General features: G+C 63.7%; 12 protein-coding genes and 3 tRNA genes. 12 read left to right on the forward strand and 3 right to left on the reverse strand.

Going from position 1 to position 17,427, the window contains the following annotated elements:
- Positions 1-58: 58 nt before the first annotated feature.
- Complete coding sequence (gene hpnC / locus FG94_RS01660) at positions 59-868, reverse strand: squalene synthase HpnC (RefSeq protein ID WP_036206130.1); 810 nt, start codon at positions 866-868, stop codon at positions 59-61.
- 142 nt (positions 869-1,010) lie between these two features.
- Here hpnC and FG94_RS01665 point away from each other — a divergent pair, with 142 nt between their 5' ends.
- The 11 genes from FG94_RS01665 (at position 1,011) to FG94_RS01715 (ending at position 14,746) form a co-directional block, all read left to right on the forward strand.
- Positions 1,011-2,135 carry an efflux RND transporter periplasmic adaptor subunit gene (locus FG94_RS01665; protein WP_036206133.1) on the forward strand — a complete coding sequence of 375 codons (1,125 nt, stop codon included), beginning with the start codon at positions 1,011-1,013 and terminating at the stop codon, positions 2,133-2,135.
- Positions 2,132-5,227: an efflux RND transporter permease subunit gene (locus FG94_RS01670; protein ID WP_036206136.1), complete on the forward strand. Its 3,096-nt coding sequence runs from the start codon at positions 2,132-2,134 to the stop codon at positions 5,225-5,227. The genes FG94_RS01665 and FG94_RS01670 overlap by 4 nt, the downstream gene beginning before the upstream one ends.
- A 188-nt stretch (positions 5,228-5,415) precedes the next feature.
- Positions 5,416-5,502: transfer RNA gene (locus FG94_RS01675), tRNA-Leu, on the forward strand.
- A 31-nt stretch (positions 5,503-5,533) separates the two neighbouring features.
- Entirely contained in the window at positions 5,534-6,874 is a 1,341-nt protein-coding gene (gene tig, locus FG94_RS01680; protein ID WP_036206140.1) for a trigger factor, read from the forward strand.
- 241 nt (positions 6,875-7,115) lie between these two features.
- On the forward strand, positions 7,116-7,733 hold the full coding sequence (gene clpP, locus FG94_RS01685) for an ATP-dependent Clp endopeptidase proteolytic subunit ClpP (RefSeq protein WP_027864172.1): 618 nt from the start codon (positions 7,116-7,118) through the stop codon (positions 7,731-7,733).
- Between the two features lie 161 nt (positions 7,734-7,894).
- Entirely contained in the window at positions 7,895-9,163 is a 1,269-nt protein-coding gene (clpX, locus tag FG94_RS01690; RefSeq protein WP_027864171.1) for an ATP-dependent Clp protease ATP-binding subunit ClpX, read from the forward strand.
- Positions 9,164-9,433: 270 nt separating this feature from the next.
- On the forward strand, positions 9,434-11,845 hold the full coding sequence (gene lon / locus FG94_RS01695; protein WP_036206144.1) for an endopeptidase La: 2,412 nt from the start codon (positions 9,434-9,436) through the stop codon (positions 11,843-11,845).
- Positions 11,846-11,989: 144 nt separating this feature from the next.
- Positions 11,990-12,307 (forward strand): HU family DNA-binding protein, encoded by a 318-nt coding sequence (locus FG94_RS01700; RefSeq protein ID WP_161783926.1) that lies wholly within the window; start codon positions 11,990-11,992, stop codon positions 12,305-12,307.
- 65 nt (positions 12,308-12,372) lie between these two features.
- Positions 12,373-12,449, forward strand: a tRNA-Asp gene (locus FG94_RS01705).
- A 19-nt stretch (positions 12,450-12,468) separates the two neighbouring features.
- A tRNA-Asp gene (locus FG94_RS01710) sits at positions 12,469-12,545 on the forward strand.
- A gap of 278 nt (positions 12,546-12,823) precedes the next feature.
- Positions 12,824-14,746, forward strand: a complete 1,923-nt coding sequence (locus FG94_RS01715) for a SurA N-terminal domain-containing protein (RefSeq protein WP_081925721.1) — start codon at positions 12,824-12,826, stop codon at positions 14,744-14,746.
- A gap of 275 nt (positions 14,747-15,021) precedes the next feature.
- Here the strand turns inward: FG94_RS01715 and mnmH are convergent, their stop codons facing one another.
- Positions 15,022-16,077 (reverse strand): tRNA 2-selenouridine(34) synthase MnmH, encoded by a 1,056-nt coding sequence (mnmH, locus tag FG94_RS01720; RefSeq protein WP_036206146.1) that lies wholly within the window; start codon positions 16,075-16,077, stop codon positions 15,022-15,024.
- Complete coding sequence (locus FG94_RS01725; RefSeq protein WP_036206149.1) at positions 16,077-16,703, reverse strand: arylesterase; 627 nt, start codon at positions 16,701-16,703, stop codon at positions 16,077-16,079. Before FG94_RS01725 ends, mnmH begins: the two co-directional genes overlap by 1 nt.
- On the opposite strand from FG94_RS01725, the gene FG94_RS01730 reads away from it, so the two are divergent.
- Positions 16,702-17,427: an ABC transporter ATP-binding protein gene (locus FG94_RS01730; protein ID WP_036206152.1), complete on the forward strand. Its 726-nt coding sequence runs from the start codon at positions 16,702-16,704 to the stop codon at positions 17,425-17,427. The two genes, FG94_RS01725 and FG94_RS01730, sit on opposite strands and share 2 nt — an antisense overlap.

Consider the following 17,427-nt stretch of genomic DNA (forward strand, 5'->3'; position numbering starts at 1 on the left):
CTGATTGCTGAGGCGAATCCGCTATCTTAGCCGATACGGATAGCTCTGCGAACATCGATCACATCTTCAAGGCGCGCCAGGCGACCACGATCCAGTCCGCCGCCGCCAGGGTCGGACGGCGCCGGAACACGTCGTACTCGGCCTTTTCGATCGCTTCCAGGATGCGCAGGCCGCCCTGCACCATGAGGCGCAGTTCCCAGCCGATACGCCCCGGCAGGCGGTGCACCAGCGGCGTGCCGCTGAGCATCAGGGCGCGGGCGCGCTCCACCTCGAAGCGCATCAGGGCGCGCCAGGCCGGCGTGGCCGGCCCGGAGGCCAGCTCCGCCTCCGACACGCCGTGCCGCTCCAGGTCTTCCAGCGGCAGGTAGATGCGGCCCTTGGGCAGGTCGATCGCGACGTCTTGCCAGAAGTTAATGAGCTGTAGCGAAGTGCAGATCGCGTCCGAATCGCGCAGGTTGCGCTCGTCGACGGCGTCGTAGAGTTCGAGCATCAGCCGCCCGACCGGGTTGGCCGAGCGCCGGCAATAGTCGAGCAGCGCGGTGTAATCGGCATAGCGCGTGGTGCTCACGTCCTGGCGGAAGGCCGACAGCAGATCGTGCATGGGCGCGACCGGCAGCCGGAACTCGCGCACCACGCCGGCCAGGCGCCCGAACAGCGGGTCGGCGGGCGTGTGGCCGCGTTCGATGGCCGCGAGCTCCCGCCCATAGCGCTCCAGTTCGGCCAGGCGTTCGGGCGGGGCTGCGTCGCCCTCGTCGGCGATGTCGTCGGCGCTGCGGGCGAAGGCATAGATGGCCTCGACCGCGGGCGCCAGGCGGCGCGGCAGCAGGAAGGAGGCAACCGGGAAGTTCTCGTAATGCTCAACTGGCATATTTGACTGTTGACTCTAATGTCGGGTTTCTGGCTCTTTCACTGATTATAATTGCTTGATTACAAATGCCCTAACTTGGCACATGATCGACAGGGGACCCCACGTGTCTGCATCTCCGAAGTTTCGCCCGAAGTTTCCCCCCATGCGCGCCGCATATGCCGCGCCCTTGCTGCTGTTCCTCCTGGCCGGATGCGGCAAGGAGGAACCCAGGGTGGAGGAGGTGCGCCCGGTGCGCGCCATCCAGCTCGCCGCCGGCACCGGCGGCGAGCGCGTCGAGTTTTCGGGCGACGTACGCCCGCGCTACGAATCGCGCCTTGGCTTCCGGGTGGGCGGCAAGATCGTCGAGCGCCGCGTCGACGTCGGCGCCAATGTCAAGGACGGCCAGGTGCTGATGCGCCTCGATCCGCAGGACCTGCGCCTGGCCGAGGCCCAGGCGCGCGCCACCTTGCGCGCCGCCGAGACCGAGCGCGACTTGGCCCAGGCCGACTACAAGCGCCACCAGAACCTGCGCGCCCAGAATTTCGTCAGCCAGGCCGTCCTCGACGCCAAGCAGGCGGCGCTGCGCGCGGCCCAGGCCAACGTCGATGCGGCGCGCGCGGGTTTCCGCGGCCAGTCGAACCAGGCCGGCTATGCCAACCTCGAATCGGACGCCGACGGCGTGGTGACGGCGGTCGACGCCGAGGTCGGCCAGGTGGTGGCCGCAGGGGCGCCGGTGGTGCGCGTGGCCCGCACCGACGAGAAGGAAGTCGTGATCGGCATCCCCGAAGACCGGGTCGAGGCGCTGCGCCAGGCCAGCGACGTCAACGTGCGCCTGTGGGCCAAGCGCGCCGAAGCGATTCCCGGCAAGATCCGCGAAGTCTCGCCGGTGGCCGATCCGGCGACCCGTACCTATACCGTCAAGGTGTCGATCCCGGCGCGCGCCGACATCCGGCTCGGCATGACGGCCACCGTGGAAATGAGCACCGGCGGCGGCTCGAACGCCACGGCGCTGCGGGTGCCGCTCAGCGCCCTGGTGCAGGACAAGGGCGTGACGGGCGTCTGGGTCGTCGACAAGGGCGTGGTGCAGATGCGCAAGGTTGAGGTGGCGGGCCAGTCGGGCAACGACATCCTGCTCTCGGGCGGCGTGCAGCCCGGCCAGACCGTGGTGACGGCCGGCGTGCACCTGCTCAAGCCAGGCCAGAAGGTGCGCATCCTGACGGCCGACGTGGCGCGCCGCGGCGATACGGAGGCCGCCGCAGTCGGCGGCGCCGATGGAGCCGGCAAATGAGGGGTTTCAACCTGTCGCGCTGGGCGCTGGAGCACATCCCGCTCACGCGCTACCTGATCGCCGCGCTCCTGATCGGCGGCATCCTGAGCTACCAGCAGCTGGGCCAGGACGAAGACCCGCCCTTCACCTTCCGCGCGATGGTGGTGAGCGCCGTGTGGCCGGGGGCGACCGCGGTGCAGATGGCCGAGCAGGTGACCGACCCGCTCGAGAAAAAGCTGCAGGAGACGCCCTACATCGACCGCATCCGCAGCTTCTCCAAGCCGGGCGAGACCACCATCATCCTCGAGCTGCGCGAGTCGACGCCGCCCCAGGAGACCGCGCCGGCCTTCTACCAGGTGCGCAAGAAGATCGGCGACATGGCGGCCACCCTGCCGCAGGGCGTGGTCGGCCCCTTCTTCAACGACGAATTCGGCGACACCTACGGCTCGATCTTCGCGCTCTCGGGCGACGGTTTCACGCCGGCCGAGATGCGCGACTACGCCGACTTCGTGCGCCAGCAGCTGCTCAAGGTGCCGCTGGTCGCGAAAGTGGAGCAGTTCGGCGTGCAGGCCGAGAAGATCTACATCGAATTCTCCAGCAAGAAGTTCGCCCAGCTGGGCGTGCCCTTCGAGCAGATCGTCAACCAGATCGCCACCCAGAACCAGGTCGAGGCCAGCGGCGTCCTGGTGACGCCGAGCGACAACCTGCAGGTGCGCGTCACCGGCGCCCTGAAGAGTCTCGAGCTTCTGGAAAACCTGCAGCTGCGCGCCGGGAATACCACCTTCCGCCTGGGCGACTTCGCTACCGTGAAGCGCGGCTACCAGGACCCGCCGCGCGACAAGATGCGCTTCAACGGCAAGGAAGTGATCGGCCTGGGCGTGTCGATGGAAAAGGGCGGCAACATCATCCGTCTCGGCGAGGGCCTGGACGAAACCGTCGCCCGCATACGCGCCCAGCTGCCGGTCGGCATCGAGCTGGAGCGCGTGTCGAACCAGCCGCAGGCAGTCACCGCCTCGGTCAACGAATTCATCAAGGTGCTGATCGAGGCGGTGATCATCGTGCTGGCCGTGTCCTTCATCGCGCTCGGCCTGCACACCAAGCCGAAGCTGCGCATCGACGTGCGCCCCGGCCTGGTGGTGGCGCTGACGATTCCGCTGGTGCTGGCGATTACTTTTCTCTTCATGCGGGTGCTCGACATCTCGCTGCACAAGATCTCGCTGGGCGCCCTGATCATCGCGCTCGGCCTGCTGGTGGACGACGCCATCATCGCGGTCGAGATGATGGTGCGCAAGATGGAAGAGGGCTTGTCGCGCTTCGAGGCCGCCACCTTCGCCTACACCTCCACCGCGATGCCGATGCTGACTGGGACCCTGATCACGGCGGCGGGCTTCCTGCCGATCGGCCTGGCCAAGTCGGCCGCCGGCGAATACACCTTCACGATGTTCTCGGTGAACGCGCTCGCCCTGCTGATTTCCTGGGTGGTGGCGGTGGTGTTCACGCCCTACATCGGCTACATCCTGCTGAAGGTGAAGCCGCACGGCCAGGGCGAATCCTCGCACGACGTGTTCGACAGCCCGGCCTACGAGCGTTTCCGGCGCCTCGTGAACCGCTGCGTCGAGTGGCGCAAGACCACCATCGCGCTGAGCCTGGGCGTGTTCGCGCTGGGCGTGTTCGGCTTTAATTTCATCGAGAAGCAGTTCTTCCCCGATTCCAGCCGTCCCGAACTGATGGTCGAGATGTGGTCGCCGGAAGGCACGAGCTTCGCGGCGAACGAGGCGGTCGTCAAGCGCTTCGAGGGTTTCCTCAAGCAGCAGCAAGGTGTGCAGAGCGTGACCAGCTATGTCGGCACCGGCAGTCCGCGCTTCTACCTGCCGCTGGACCAGATTTTCCCGCAGTCGAACGTGTCCCAGCTGGTCGTGCTGCCGGTGGATGCGGCTGCGCGCGAGGCGCTGCGCCTGAAGATCGAGGAAGCCTTCCGCAATGACTTCCCCGAGGTGCGCGGGCGCGTGAAGCTGCTGCCGAACGGGCCGCCGGTGGCTTATCCGGTGCAGTTCCAGGTGCTGGGCCCGGACATCGGCGTGGTCCGCAAGGTCGCCGACGAAGTGAGGGAGGTCATGCGCGCCAACCCGAACACGGTGGGCGTCAACGACAACTGGAACGAGGCGGTCAAGGTGCTGCGCCTCGACCTCGACCAGGACAAGCTGCGCGCGCTCGGCGTCACCTCGCAGGCAGTGCGGCGCGTGATCAACACCACGCTCACCGGCACGCCGGTGGGCCAGTTCCGCGAGACCAACCGCCTGATCGACATCGTGGTGCGCCAGCCGCTCGAAGAGCGTTCGACCATCACGCGCCTGTCGGAGGCCCTGGTGCCGACCGCCGGCGGCGCCGTGCCGATCGGGCAGGTGGCGCGCGTGGCCTTCGTCTGGGAGCCGGGCGTGGTCTGGCGCGAGGGCCGCGAGTGGGCCATCATGGTCCAGTCCGACGTGGTGGAGGGCATCCAGGGCCCCACCGTCACCGCCCAGGTGGACGAGAAGCTGGCCGCGATCCGCGCCAGGCTGCCGGCGGGCTACCGCCTCAAGGTCGAAGGCGCGGCGGCCGACAGCTCGGATGCGGAAGCCTCGATCATGGCCAACGTGCCGTTAGTGCTGTTCATCGTGTTCACGCTCCTGATGCTGCAGCTGCACAGCTTTTCGCGCTCGCTGCTGGTCTTCCTTACCGGGCCGCTCGGGATCGCGGGTGCGGCGATGGCGCTCTTGGCGTTCGGCCGGCCCTTCGGTTTCGTCGCCAACCTGGGCGTAATCGCGCTGTTCGGCATGATCATCCGTAATTCGGTGATCCTGGTGGACCAGATCGAGCAGGACATCGCGGGCGGGGCAGAAGCCTGGGACGCGATCGTCGAGGCGGCGGTGCGGCGCTGCCGGCCGATCCTGCTGACGGCCGCCGCGGCGGCGCTGGCGATGATTCCGCTGTCGCGCTCCGTGTTCTGGGGACCGATGGCGGTGGCGATCATGGGCGGCCTGCTGGTGGCGACGGCGCTCACCCTGCTGTTCCTGCCGGCCCTGTATGCGGCGTGGTTCCGGGTCAAGAAGCCGACCAGGCCGAAAATCACCTAGGGGCGATGGCGGGCTCCTCTATATAGATGAGCTCCCATCCCCACACGCACAGCAAAAAACGCCCCAATAGTGACAGAAAATCCAGTAAAATAATCGATTGAAGTTGTAGCCCCTAAACAGAGGAGTGCAGGGCGGCCGGTTTCACTGTCGGGCGCCCTTTGTTTTTGTGGCAAAAATGCAATCCTTCCGCGAGGATGGCGAAATTGGTAGACGCACCAGGTTTAGGTCCTGACGCCAGCAATGGTGTGGGGGTTCGAGTCCCCCTCCTCGCACCACGAATAATTATTTTTTTGGACGATTTTTATAATGGCAACTGCAGTCGAAACCCTGGGTAAACTCGAGCGTCGCTTGACGATCACTTTTCCGGTAGCTGACGTCCGTACGGAGGTCGAAAAGCGCCTCAAGAAGCAGGCCAAGACGGCAAAGGCCCCGGGCTTCCGCCCAGGTAAGGTGCCGCTCAAGATGGTCGCTGCGCAGTACGGTTACCAGATCGAATCGGACGTGCTGAACGACAAGGTCGGCCGCGCGTTCAACGAAGCCGCCAACGAGAACCAGCTGCGCGTTGCCGGTTTCCCGAAAATCGAACCGAAAGAGGAAGCACCGGAAGGCATGCTGGCCTTCGACGCGACCTTCGAAGTCTATCCTGAAGTCGTGCTGGGCGACCTGGCGACCACCGAGATCGAAACCGTTGCCGCCGAGGTGAGCGACGCCGAGATCGACAAGACCATCGACATCCTGCGCAAGCAGCGCGTGCACTACCACACCAAGGGTGAAGAGGGCGAGCACGGCACCGGCGGCGAAGCCGTGGCTGCCAACGGCGACCGCGTCACCGTCGACTTCGTCGGCAGGATCGACGGCGAAGAGTTCGCCGGCGGCAAGGCCGAGAACTACGCATTCGTGCTGGGCGAAGGCCGCATGCTGCCGGAATTCGAAGCCGCGACCGTGGGCCTGAAGGTCGGCGAAAGCAAGACCTTCCCGCTGCCTTTCCCTGAGGACTACCATGGCAAGGACGTGGCCGGCAAGACCGCCGAGTTCACCATCACCCTGAACAAGCTCGAATGGGCCCACATGCCGGAAGTCGACGCGGAATTCGCCAAGTCGCTGGGCATCGAAGACGGCTCGATCGAGAAGATGCGCGAAGACATCAAGACCAACCTGGAGCGTGAAGTCAACGCCCGCATCAAGGCCCGCAACAAGGAAGCCGTGATGGACGCGCTGGTCAAGTCGACCGAACTGGACGTGCCGAAGGCCATGATCCAGCAGGATTCGGAGCGCCTGGCCGAGATGACCCGCCAGGACATGGCGCAGCGTGGCATGGACGTCAAGGCCATGCCGTTCCCGCCGGAAATGTTCGCCGACAAGGCCGAGCGCCGCGTGCGCCTGGGCCTGATCCTGTCGCAGCTGGTGCAAGATAACAACCTGCAGGCGACCCAGGAGCAGGTCAAGGCCCAGATCGAAGACTTCTCGCAGAGCTACGAAGATCCGAAGGAAGTCCTGAAGTACTACTACAGCGACCGCCGCCGCTTGGCCGAAGTGGAAGCTCTTGTATTGGAAGAAAACGTCGTTAACTATGTCCTCGGCAAGGCGAAGGTCAGCAGCAAGACCATCGCTTTCGATGAACTGATGGGCGGCAACGCCCAGGGTTAATGAATGCCAGCCAGCAAGGCTGTTGTGGTTAAATCGTAGGGTGGGCGGGGTGATTCAGGCCAGTGGCCTGAATTACAGACGCCCACTGTTGTATTGGCGGCGAGATCATCGATAGCGAGATCGGAGCCGGCAACAATCACCGCGTGGGCAGCGGAGCTGCCCACCCTACGTGTCTGTGCAAACTACGCGCACCTGCTAAGATTGGACTTCTGAACCCCTATTTACAAGGAACGAGACAGGTATGATTCGTAATCCGGCATTGGATACCCAAGCACTCGGCCTCGTGCCGATGGTGGTCGAACAAAGCGGCCGCGGCGAGCGCGCCTATGACATCTACTCGCGCCTCCTCAAAGAGCGTGTGATCTTCCTGGTCGGCCCTGTCAACGACCAGATGGCCAACCTGATCGTGGCCCAGCTGCTGTTCCTGGAGAGCGAGAATCCGGACAAGGACATTTCGCTGTACATCAACTCGCCGGGCGGTTCGGTCTCGGCGGGCCTGGCGATCTTCGACACGATGAACTTCATCAAGCCGGACGTCTCCACCCTGTGCACCGGCCTGGCCGCCTCGATGGGCGCCTTCCTGCTGGCTGCCGGCGCCAAGGGCAAGCGTTTCTCGCTGCCGAACTCGCGCGTCATGATCCACCAGCCGTCCGGCGGTTCGCAGGGCATGGCTTCGGACATCGAGATCCAGGCCAAGGAAATCCTGTACCTGCGCGAGCGCCTGGCGCGCATCATGTCCGAGAACACCGGCCAGAGCATCGAGCAGATCCACCGCGACACCGACCGCGACCGCTTCATGTCGGCGGAAGAGGCCGTTGAATACGGCATGATCGACCGCGTGCTGACGAACCGCGCGTAAGTAAAGCGCGTTGCGACGCCGCCAAGGTGTTGCCAAAAAACGCCCGGGCGCAAAACGTGTTCGGGCGTTTCGTTTTTATTTCGGGTAGCATGTTCGTGTGCGCACTTGTTGCGTACCCGTATTAGCGTTATATTCAAGCAACTTATTAGATAACCTGCCCCATGTCTGACAAAAAATCCTCCAGCGGCGAAAAACTTCTGTACTGCTCGTTCTGCGGAAAGAGCCAGCACGAAGTCAAGAAGCTGATCGCGGGACCGTCGGTGTTCATCTGCGATGAATGCATCGACCTGTGCAACGACATCATCCGCGACGAGACTTCCAATGTCGAATCGGTGGCGGGCGCCAAGTCCGATCTGCCGACGCCTCACGAAATCACCGAACTGCTCGACCAGTACGTGATCGGCCAGCAGACGGCCAAGCGCATCCTGTCGGTGGCGGTGTACAACCACTACAAGCGCCTCAAGCACCTGGGCAAGAAGGACGACATCGAACTGGCCAAGAGCAACATCCTGCTCGTCGGCCCGACCGGTTCCGGCAAGACCCTGCTGGCCCAGACCCTGGCGCGTATGCTCAATGTCCCCTTCGTGATCGCCGACGCGACCACGCTGACCGAAGCCGGCTATGTCGGCGAAGACGTCGAGAACATCATCCAGAAGCTGCTGCAAAGCTGCAACTACGAAGTCGAGAAGGCCCAGCGCGGCATCGTCTACATCGACGAGATCGACAAGATCTCGCGCAAGTCCGACAACCCGTCGATAACCCGCGACGTGTCGGGCGAGGGCGTGCAGCAGGCCCTGCTCAAGCTCATCGAGGGCACCATGGCCTCGGTGCCGCCGCAGGGCGGCCGCAAGCATCCGAACCAGGACTTCGTCCAGATCGACACGACCAACATCATGTTCATCTGCGGCGGCGCCTTCGACGGCCTGGCCAAGATCATCCAGAACCGTTCGGAAAAGAGCGGCATCGGTTTCGCGGCCACGGTCAAGAGCCAGACCGAGCGCGCCAACAGCGAAATCCTGATGGAAGCCGAGCCGGAAGACCTGATCAAGTTCGGCCTGATCCCGGAACTGGTCGGCCGTCTGCCTGTCGTCGCGACCCTGAGCGAGCTGACCGAAGAGGCGCTGATCCAGATCCTGATCGAGCCCAAGAACGCCCTGATCAAACAGTACTCGAAGCTGCTTGAAATGGAAGGCGCCGAACTCGAAATACGTCCTGCGGCACTGCACGCGATTGCGCGCAAGGCCCTGGCACGCAAGACCGGTGCCCGCGGCCTGCGCTCGATCCTCGAGCATGCACTGTTGGACGTGATGTACGAACTGCCAAGCCAGCAGAACGTGGTGAAAGTCGTGATCGATGAAAATACGATCACGAATGCTGCGAAACCTTTGCTGATTTATAGCGAAACGCCAAAAGCTTCTGGCGAGAACTAAAAAAAGGCGCGTTCTTTTGCCACAAAAGTCTTGCCGTACGGATTCTTGAAGGTACAATTTACTTCAATAATAGACGCCGGCTTCAATCGAAAAGCCACTCGCGAGCTCGCTCGCGCAGTGGCTTTTTCATTTGAAAACGCGTTTTTTATCGGAACGGCTATATTTTCTAAACATTGATATTCTTTTACTCGTAGAAAATATATTCGCGGTGGTCTTGAGATTTGCGCTGCGAGTGCCCAAGTTCAGCAACACGTTTCTATAAGGTATGCCATGACAACTTCGAAATTAACCGAGCAAACGACGCTGCCTCTCCTGCCGCTGCGCGACGTGGTCGTGTTCCCGCATATGGTGATACCTCTGTTCGTCGGCCGTCCGAAATCGATCAAGGCCCTGGAAGCCGCGATGGAGCAGGGCAAGAGCATCATGCTGGCTGCCCAGAAAGCCGCCGCCAAGGACGAACCTTCCGCCGCAGACATCTACGAGATCGGCTGCGTGGCCAATATTCTGCAAATGCTGAAACTCCCCGACGGTACTGTGAAGGTCCTGGTCGAGGGCGCCCAGCGCGCGCGCATCGATCACATCACCGATGGCGCCACCCACTTTACCGCCGAGCTGACCCCGGTCGCCTCGGAAATCGGAGACGACTCCGAAGTCGAGGCGATGCGCCGCGCCATCGTCCAGCAGTTCGACCAGTACGTCAAACTCAACAAGAAGATCCCGCCCGAGATCCTGGCCTCGCTGGCCGGCATCGACGGCGCCGGCCGCCTGGCCGACACCGTTGCCGCGCACCTGCCGCTCAAGCTCGAGCAGAAGCAGGTCATCCTGGAAATCTTCAACGTCGCCAAGCGCCTCGAGCACCTGCTCGGCCAGCTGGAAGGCGAACTGGACATCCTGCAGGTCGAGAAGCGCATCCGTGGCCGCGTCAAGCGCCAGATGGAGAAATCGCAGCGCGAGTACTACCTGAACGAACAGGTCAAGGCGATCCAGAAGGAACTGGGTGAAGGCGAAGAGGGCGCCGACATCGAAGAGCTGGAGAAGAAGGTCATCGCCGCCAAGATGCCGAAAGAGGCACTGGAAAAGGCGCAGGCCGAGATCAAGAAGCTCAAGCTGATGTCGCCGATGTCGGCCGAAGCCACCGTCGTGCGCAACTACATCGACACGCTGGTCGGCCTGCCGTGGAAAAAGAAGTCGAAGGTCACCATCGACCTCGAGAAGGCCCAGCAGGTGCTGGAAGCCGATCACTACGGCCTCGACAAGATCAAGGAACGCATCCTCGAGTACCTCGCGGTGCAGCAGCGCGTCGACAAGCTGAAGGCGCCGATCCTGTGCTTTGTCGGTCCTCCGGGCGTGGGTAAAACCTCGCTGGGCGAATCGATCGCCCGCGCCACCAACCGCAAGTACGTGCGCATGGCACTGGGCGGCGTGCGCGACGAGGCCGAGATCCGCGGCCACCGCCGTACCTACATCGGCTCGATGCCGGGCAAGGTGCTGCAGTCGCTGTCCAAGGTCGGCGTGCGCAACCCGCTGTTCCTGCTCGACGAAATCGACAAGATGGGCGCGGACTTCCGCGGCGATCCGTCCTCGGCCCTGCTCGAGGTGCTGGACCCGGCGCAGAACCACACCTTCAGCGACCACTACGTCGAAGTCGACTTCGACCTGTCGGACGTGATGTTCGTGGCCACCTCGAACTCCTTCAACATCCCGCCGGCGCTGCTGGACCGGATGGAAGTGATCCGCCTGTCGGGTTATACCGAAGACGAGAAGACCAGCATCGCGCAGCGCTACCTGCTGCCGAAGCAGATCAAGAACAACGGCCTGAAGGAAGGCGAGATCAAGGTCGAGGAATCGGCGATCCGCGACATCATCCGCTACTACACCCGTGAAGCGGGCGTGCGTTCGCTCGAGCGCGAGATCTCGAAGATCTGCCGCAAGGTCGTCAAGATGCTGCTCCTCACCAAGGCCGAGAAGAAGATCACGGTGGGCGCCAAGAACCTGGACAAGTTCCTGGGCGTGCGCCGCTACGACTTCGGCGTGGCCGAGAAGGAAAACCAGATCGGCCAGGTGGTCGGCCTGGCCTGGACCGAGGTGGGCGGCGACCTCCTCACCATCGAAGCCGTCAACGTGCCGGGCAAGGGCGCGATCATCCGCACCGGCACCCTGGGCGACGTGATGAAGGAGTCGATCGAGGCTGCGCGCACGGTGGTGCGTTCGCGTGCCCAGCGCTTCGGCATCAAGGCCGAAGCGTTCGAGAAGACCGACATCCACATCCACGTGCCGGAAGGCGCGACGCCGAAGGATGGTCCGTCGGCCGGTATCGGCATGACGACGGCGCTGGTCTCGGCCTTCACCGGCATCCCGGTGCGCGCCGACGTGGCGATGACCGGCGAGATCACGCTGCGCGGCGAGGTCCTGCCGATCGGCGGCCTGAAGGAGAAGCTGCTGGCGGCGCATCGCGGCGGCATCAAGACGGTCCTGATCCCCGAGCAGAACGTGAAGGACCTGGCCGAGATTCCGGACAACGTCAAGAACAAGCTCGAGATCGTGCCGGTGCGCTGGATCGAGAAGGTCCTGGAAGTTGCGCTGGAGCGCCAGCCGGAACCGCTGGCGGAGGTGGCGGCGGCACCGGTGGCCGTCACCCCGAGCGCGGCTGCGGAGGGCTCGACCGAGGTGGTCAAGCACTGATCGCTCGGTCTGAACGATGAGACAGGCGCCCGCGGGCGCCTGTTTTTTTGTGCGGAACGTGCGATATGGGAACAAGCGGTGCTATTCACTACGGATGTTGCTTGACAGACCAATGTTGCCCTTGTTTAATACCGGCTTGCACTTTTGCAGGAAGGCGCCCCGGCGTCCAACGTATACACGAGGGTTAGAGTGAACAAGACAGAACTGATCGAAGAAATCGCGAAGTCCGCGGACATTACCAAGGCCTCGGCGACGCGTGCTCTCGACGCCATGATCGGAGCCGTGACCGAGTCCCTGAAGAAGAACGACAGCGTCACGCTGGTCGGCTTCGGCACCTTCACCGTGGGCGAACGCGCTGCCCGCACCGGCCGCGATCCGCGCACCAAGGAACCGATCAAGATTGCAGCTGCAAAGGTTCCGAAATTTAAGGCTGGTAAAGCTCTGAAAGATGCTGTAAACTAATGCCTTCTCTGCGGTGACACGCAGAGGCACTACCTGCAAAGGTAATGCGATGTCGTGTTTTTGTTGGAGCGGTAGTTCAGTTGGTTAGAATACCGGCCTGTCACGCCGGGGGTCGCGGGTTCGAGCCCCGTCCGCTCCGCCAACATTCACCACATTAGTCTGGAGCGGTAGTTCAGTTGGTTAGAATACCGGCCTGTCACGCCGGGGGTCGCGGGTTCGAGCCCCGTCCGCTCCGCCAGAATTCAGTATTGCCTGAGGTGTCCGACGATGCCGAGGGAGACAAGAAGGGGCGAACGCGAGTTCGCCTTTTTTTTTAACTTGTGCTGTGAAGAACCTATCCCAGTGGGTGGGGGGAAGCAGATGCCGATGCATGGCAAGCGCGGGCAAGGCGCGAGGAGGCCGCATGGCTCGCCATGCAACGACGAGCAACGCCGCCCCCGCTTGCCAGGCGCGGCAGCAGCGACTCCCGCCTACTGGGATAGGTTCTAGAGCATTATCAACCTTGAATGGCTGACCATGTTTGATTTTGTCCGTAACAACAAGCGCGTGATGCAGGGCCTGCTGCTCGTCCTGATCGTGCCTTCGTTCGTGTTAGTCGGTGTCGAGAGCTACCAGGACCGTGGCGACGCGGCGTCAAGCGTGGCGACCGTGGCCGGCCAGAAGGTCACCCAGCAGGAATGGGAAGAAGCCCAGCGCCGCCAGATCGACCAGGCGCGCCAGATGATGGGCCCGCAGTTCGACCAGAAGATGTTCGAGACGCCGGAAGCCAAGCAGGCGATCCTGAACAACCTGGTGGCCGAACGCGCCATCAACGCCGAGCTCGCGCGCACCCACATGACCGTGGGCGACGCCGCGCTGGCCAGGAAGATCGGCGAGTACCAGCAGTTCCGCAAGCCGGACGGCAGCTTCGACATGGAGCAGTACAAGCAAGCGCTGGCTGCCCAGGGCATGACCCCGGCGATGTTCGACCAGCGCCTGCGCCGCGACCTGACCCTGGAGCAGCTGACCGGCTCGATCCAGGGCACCGCGTTCGCGCCGCGTTCGGTGAGCGAGCGCCTGTCGAGCATCAGCGACCAGGAACGCGAAGTCCAGGAGATGCTGTTCCCGGTCGCGCAGTACTTGCCGCAGGTGAAGGTCACCGACGCGATGGTCAAGGCCTACTACGACAAGAACGCCCAGCTGTTCACCATCCCCGAGCAGGTAAAGGCCGAGTACGTCGTGTTCGACGCCGCCGCGGTGGAGAGCCAAGTGCAGGTCAGCGACGCCGAAGTCAGCGACTACTACAACAAGAACCTCAAGAGCTACACCACGCCGGAACAGCGTACCGCGAGCCACATCCTGATCAACGCCAGCCGCGACGCCAAGCCGGCCGAGCAGGCTGCAGCCAAGGCCAAGGCCGAGGCGGTGCTGCTTGAAGTGCGCAAGAACCCGGCGAACTTCGCCGAGATCGCCAAGGCGCAGTCGCAGGACCAGGGCTCGGCCCAGGCCGGCGGCGACCTCGGCGTGGTCGAGAAGGGCACGTTCGTGAAGCCGGTGGAAGACGCGATCTATGCGCTCAAGGAAGGCGAAGTGAGCGGCGTGGTGCAGTCGGAGTTCGGCTACCACATCATCAAGCTCACCTCGCTCAAGCCGGCCGCACAGAAGCCGCTCGAAGCCGCGAAGGATGACATCGCCGCCGACCTGAAGAAGCAGAAGATGTCGAAGCGTTATTCGGAAATGGCCGAGACCTTCACCAACATGGTCTACGAGCAGTCGGAAAGCCTGAAGCCGGTGGCCGACAAACTGGGCCTGAAGATCCAGACCGTCGACGGCCTGACCCGCAAGCCGAATCCGCAGCTGGGCGAGGCGCCGTTCAACAACGAGAAGTTCCTGGCCGCGCTGTTCGGTACCGACTCCGTCAAGAACAAGCGCAACACCGAAGCCGTGGAAGTGTCGCCGAGCGTGCTGATCTCGGGCCGGGTGGTCGAGTTCAAGCCGGCCACCAAGCGCCCGCTGGCCGAGGTCGACGCCATGATCCGCCAGCGCGTCACGCTGGAAGAGGCAGCGCGCCTGGCCAAAGCCGCCGGCGAGCAGAAGCTGGCCGCCGCCAAGGCGTCGGGCGATGCGACCGGCTTCGGCGCGCCACAAGTCGTGACCCGCACCAAGGAACCGACCATCAACACCACGGCTGCGATCGCGGTGCTGAAGGCGGATGCGACCAAGCTGCCGGCCTACGTCGGCGTGGAGATTCCGGGCCAGGGCTACGGCGTCTACCGCATCAACAAGGTGTCGCAGCCGGCCAACCCGGACGTGAACCGTCGCAAGCAGGAAGCGCAGCAGATCTCGGGCCTGGTGGGCCAGGCAGAGCTGTTCAACTATGTCGAGGCGCTCAAGACCAAGGCCAAGGCCAAGGTCAACGTGAACGCGTCGCAGCTGGGCGCCAAGCCGGAAGGCGAGTGATCGCGGTTGACAGGTAGGATGCAAAAAAGCCCGGCTGTGTGAGCAGCCGGGCTTTTTGTTTTTTCGGTCTCGTGAGCAGGGCGCAGCTTGTGTCGACCCGCAGCCTTGGCACGTCATGCGCGCCACTGGCGCCCATGACTTCCGGCGAAGGCCGGAATCCAAGTTTGCGTGCGCAGCCACGAGTGCATGCGTTCTCACTACTCAAGGGCATTGGATCCCGGCCTGCGCCGGGATGACAATTCGAAGGCTAGTGGAAAAAATGCCGTAGCGGGTGTTCAGGCAGCGTGCAAGCGCCGTGCCGCCGCCACGAAATCTTGCTCGGCAATGTCGTTCAACTCCAGCACCTCCGCCTTCGGAAACTGCACGAAATTCCGGTCGATCGAGCGCAGGTAGGCCGGATCGTAGTGCTCCACCAGCAGCTGGTCCACCAGCTCGGCCATCGCGCCGCTGTTGGCCATGTCGCGCCAGGCCTTGATCTTGTCGTTCCCGTGCAGCTGCACCAGGTGGGCCAGCTGCCCGGTGAGCGCGTCCGGGTTCTTGCAGAAGTGCGCGTAGTCTTCCATCAGGAGCCGCACCCGGTTCTCGCGCGACAGCGAGAGCGAGATGCAGGGCGAGGCGCGCATGCCTGCCATGACCGCGTCCGGTACGCGCAGGTTGCCGACCTTCTTGCTCTCGGATTCCACGAACACGGGCTTGGCTGGATCGAAGTGCCGCAGCTTGTCCCAGACCTGGCTCTCGAACATCTTCTGGCTCGGCTGCGGCTCGTCCGGCAGGTGGCCCAGCACCGAGCCGCGGTGCGCCGCCAGCTTCTCCAGGTCGAGCACCTGCGCGCCGATGCGGTCGAGGGTCTCCAGCAGGCGGCTCTTGCCGCTGCCCGTGGTGCCGCACACGACACGGAAATCCAGTTGCGGCGGGTTCTCCAGCGCGCTTGCCACGTGAGCGCGGTAGGCTTTGTAGCCGCCGTCGAGCTGCACTACCGGCCAGCCGATCTTGGCCAGGATGTGGGCCATCGAGCCGCTGCGGTTGCCGCCGCGCCAGCAGTACACCAGCGGCTTCCAGTCGCGCGGCTTGTCGGCCCACAGGGCCTCGATATGGCGCGCGATGTTGGCGGCCACCAGCGGCGCGCCCACCTTTTTCGCCTCGAAGGCGCCGACCTGCTTGTACAGGGTGCCGACGCGCACGCGCTGCTCGTCGTCGAGCACCGGCGCATTGATCGCGCCGGGGATGCGGTCGAGCGCATATTCCGACTCGCTGCGCGCGTCGATGATGGTGTCGTAGGTATCGAGTTCGGGAAGGATGTCGGCGAAGTTCAGGACGGCTGGGTATTTCATTATTTTTTCACGAGTGGCGCGAACTGCGGCCAGATGTTGTTCAGGATGATGGGGTGGGCCGCAGCAAGCGGGTGCATGCGGTCCTGCTGAAACAGGGACGGCTTGTCGGCCACGCCGTCCAGCATGAAGGGCACCAGCGGCGATTTGGTGTCGCTTGAAATCTTCTTGAACATGTTGAAAAAGCTTTCGGTGTAGGCGCGCCCGTAGTTCGGCGGCATGCGCATCCCCACCAGCATCACCTTCGCATTTTTCTTTTGCGCCATGTCGACCATAACGCGCAGGTTGCCTTCGGCCGAGGCCACGGGCAGGCCGCGCAGGCCGTCGTTGGCGCCCAGTTCGATCACGACGATGTTCGGCTTGTGCTGGTCGAGCAGCGCCGGCAGGCGGGTACGTCCGCCGATCGTGGTCTCGCCGCTGATGCTGGCGTTGACGACCTTGGCCGGGATGTTTTCGGCCTTGAGCTTTTGTTCGAGCAGCGCGACCCAGCCGGCGCCGCGCGCGATGCCGTACTCGGCCGAGAGGCTGTCGCCCAACACGAGGATGGTTTTTGGTGCAGAATAGGCGCTGCCCGACGCGGCCAGCGTCACGATGAAGACGAGAGACAACTTTTTAAGAATGGCTAGCATGCGTGATAACCCCGAGGTGTTCAAGAATGGTATGACGGCCGGCGCTGCAGCGCCAGGCCGGCCGGCGGCAATCGCGGTCAGCGGCCTGTCGAAGCGGGTGGCGGATGCCAGCGGCGAACTCACCATCCTGCAAAACATCGATTTTACCGTGCAACCGGCCGAGACGCTCGCGCTCGTCGGTGCCTCCGGCTCGGGCAAATCGACTTTGCTGGGCCTGCTTGCCGGCCTGGATACGCCATCGAGCGGCAAGGTCCTGCTCGACGGTACCGACATTTTCGCGCTCGACGAGGATGGGCGCGCCGCCTTCCGCAAGGCCAAGCTGGGCTTCGTGTTCCAGTCTTTCCAGTTGCTGGCCCACCTGAATGCCGTGGAAAACGTGATGTTGCCGCTGGAACTGCGTGGCGACAATGATGCCCGCGCCAAAGCCGAGGCCATGCTGGGACGCGTGGGCCTGTCCAGCCGCCTGCGCCACTATCCCAAGTACCTGTCGGGCGGCGAGCAGCAGCGCGTAGCCCTGGCCCGTGCCTTTGTCACCGAACCGCCGCTGCTGTTCGCCGACGAGCCGACCGGCAGCCTGGACGCCGCCACCGGCGAAGCGATCATTGGGCTGATGTTCGAACTGAACCGCGAGCGCGGCTCGACCCTCGTGCTGGTGACGCACGATCCGGCCATGGCGGCGCGCTGCGGCCGCACCATCACCATCGCCGCCGGGCGCCTGGCCTGA

The organism is Massilia sp. LC238 (assembly GCF_000735635.1).
GTDB classification, from domain to species: Bacteria; Pseudomonadota; Gammaproteobacteria; order Burkholderiales; family Burkholderiaceae_D; genus Telluria; species Telluria varians.

What these genes read in the sequence shown, in the direction of transcription:
- FG94_RS01715 (WP_081925721.1), top strand. Translation starts at nt 12,824, where the DNA reads ATGTTTGATTTTGTCCGTAACAACAAGCGCGTGATGCAGGGCCTGCTG.
- clpX (WP_027864171.1), top strand. Translation starts at nt 7,895, where the DNA reads ATGTCTGACAAAAAATCCTCCAGCGGCGAAAAACTTCTGTACTGCTCG.
- FG94_RS01665 (WP_036206133.1), top strand. Translation starts at nt 1,011, where the DNA reads ATGCGCGCCGCATATGCCGCGCCCTTGCTGCTGTTCCTCCTGGCCGGA.
- clpP (WP_027864172.1), top strand. Translation starts at nt 7,116, where the DNA reads ATGATTCGTAATCCGGCATTGGATACCCAAGCACTCGGCCTCGTGCCG.
- hpnC (WP_036206130.1), bottom strand. Translation starts at nt 868, where the DNA reads ATGCCAGTTGAGCATTACGAGAACTTCCCGGTTGCCTCCTTCCTGCTG.
- lon (WP_036206144.1), top strand. Translation starts at nt 9,434, where the DNA reads ATGACAACTTCGAAATTAACCGAGCAAACGACGCTGCCTCTCCTGCCG.
- mnmH (WP_036206146.1), bottom strand. Translation starts at nt 16,077, where the DNA reads ATGAAATACCCAGCCGTCCTGAACTTCGCCGACATCCTTCCCGAACTC.
- FG94_RS01670 (WP_036206136.1), top strand. Translation starts at nt 2,132, where the DNA reads ATGAGGGGTTTCAACCTGTCGCGCTGGGCGCTGGAGCACATCCCGCTC.
- FG94_RS01730 (WP_036206152.1), top strand. Translation starts at nt 16,702, where the DNA reads ATGCGTGATAACCCCGAGGTGTTCAAGAATGGTATGACGGCCGGCGCT.
- FG94_RS01725 (WP_036206149.1), bottom strand. Translation starts at nt 16,703, where the DNA reads ATGCTAGCCATTCTTAAAAAGTTGTCTCTCGTCTTCATCGTGACGCTG.
- tig (WP_036206140.1), top strand. Translation starts at nt 5,534, where the DNA reads ATGGCAACTGCAGTCGAAACCCTGGGTAAACTCGAGCGTCGCTTGACG.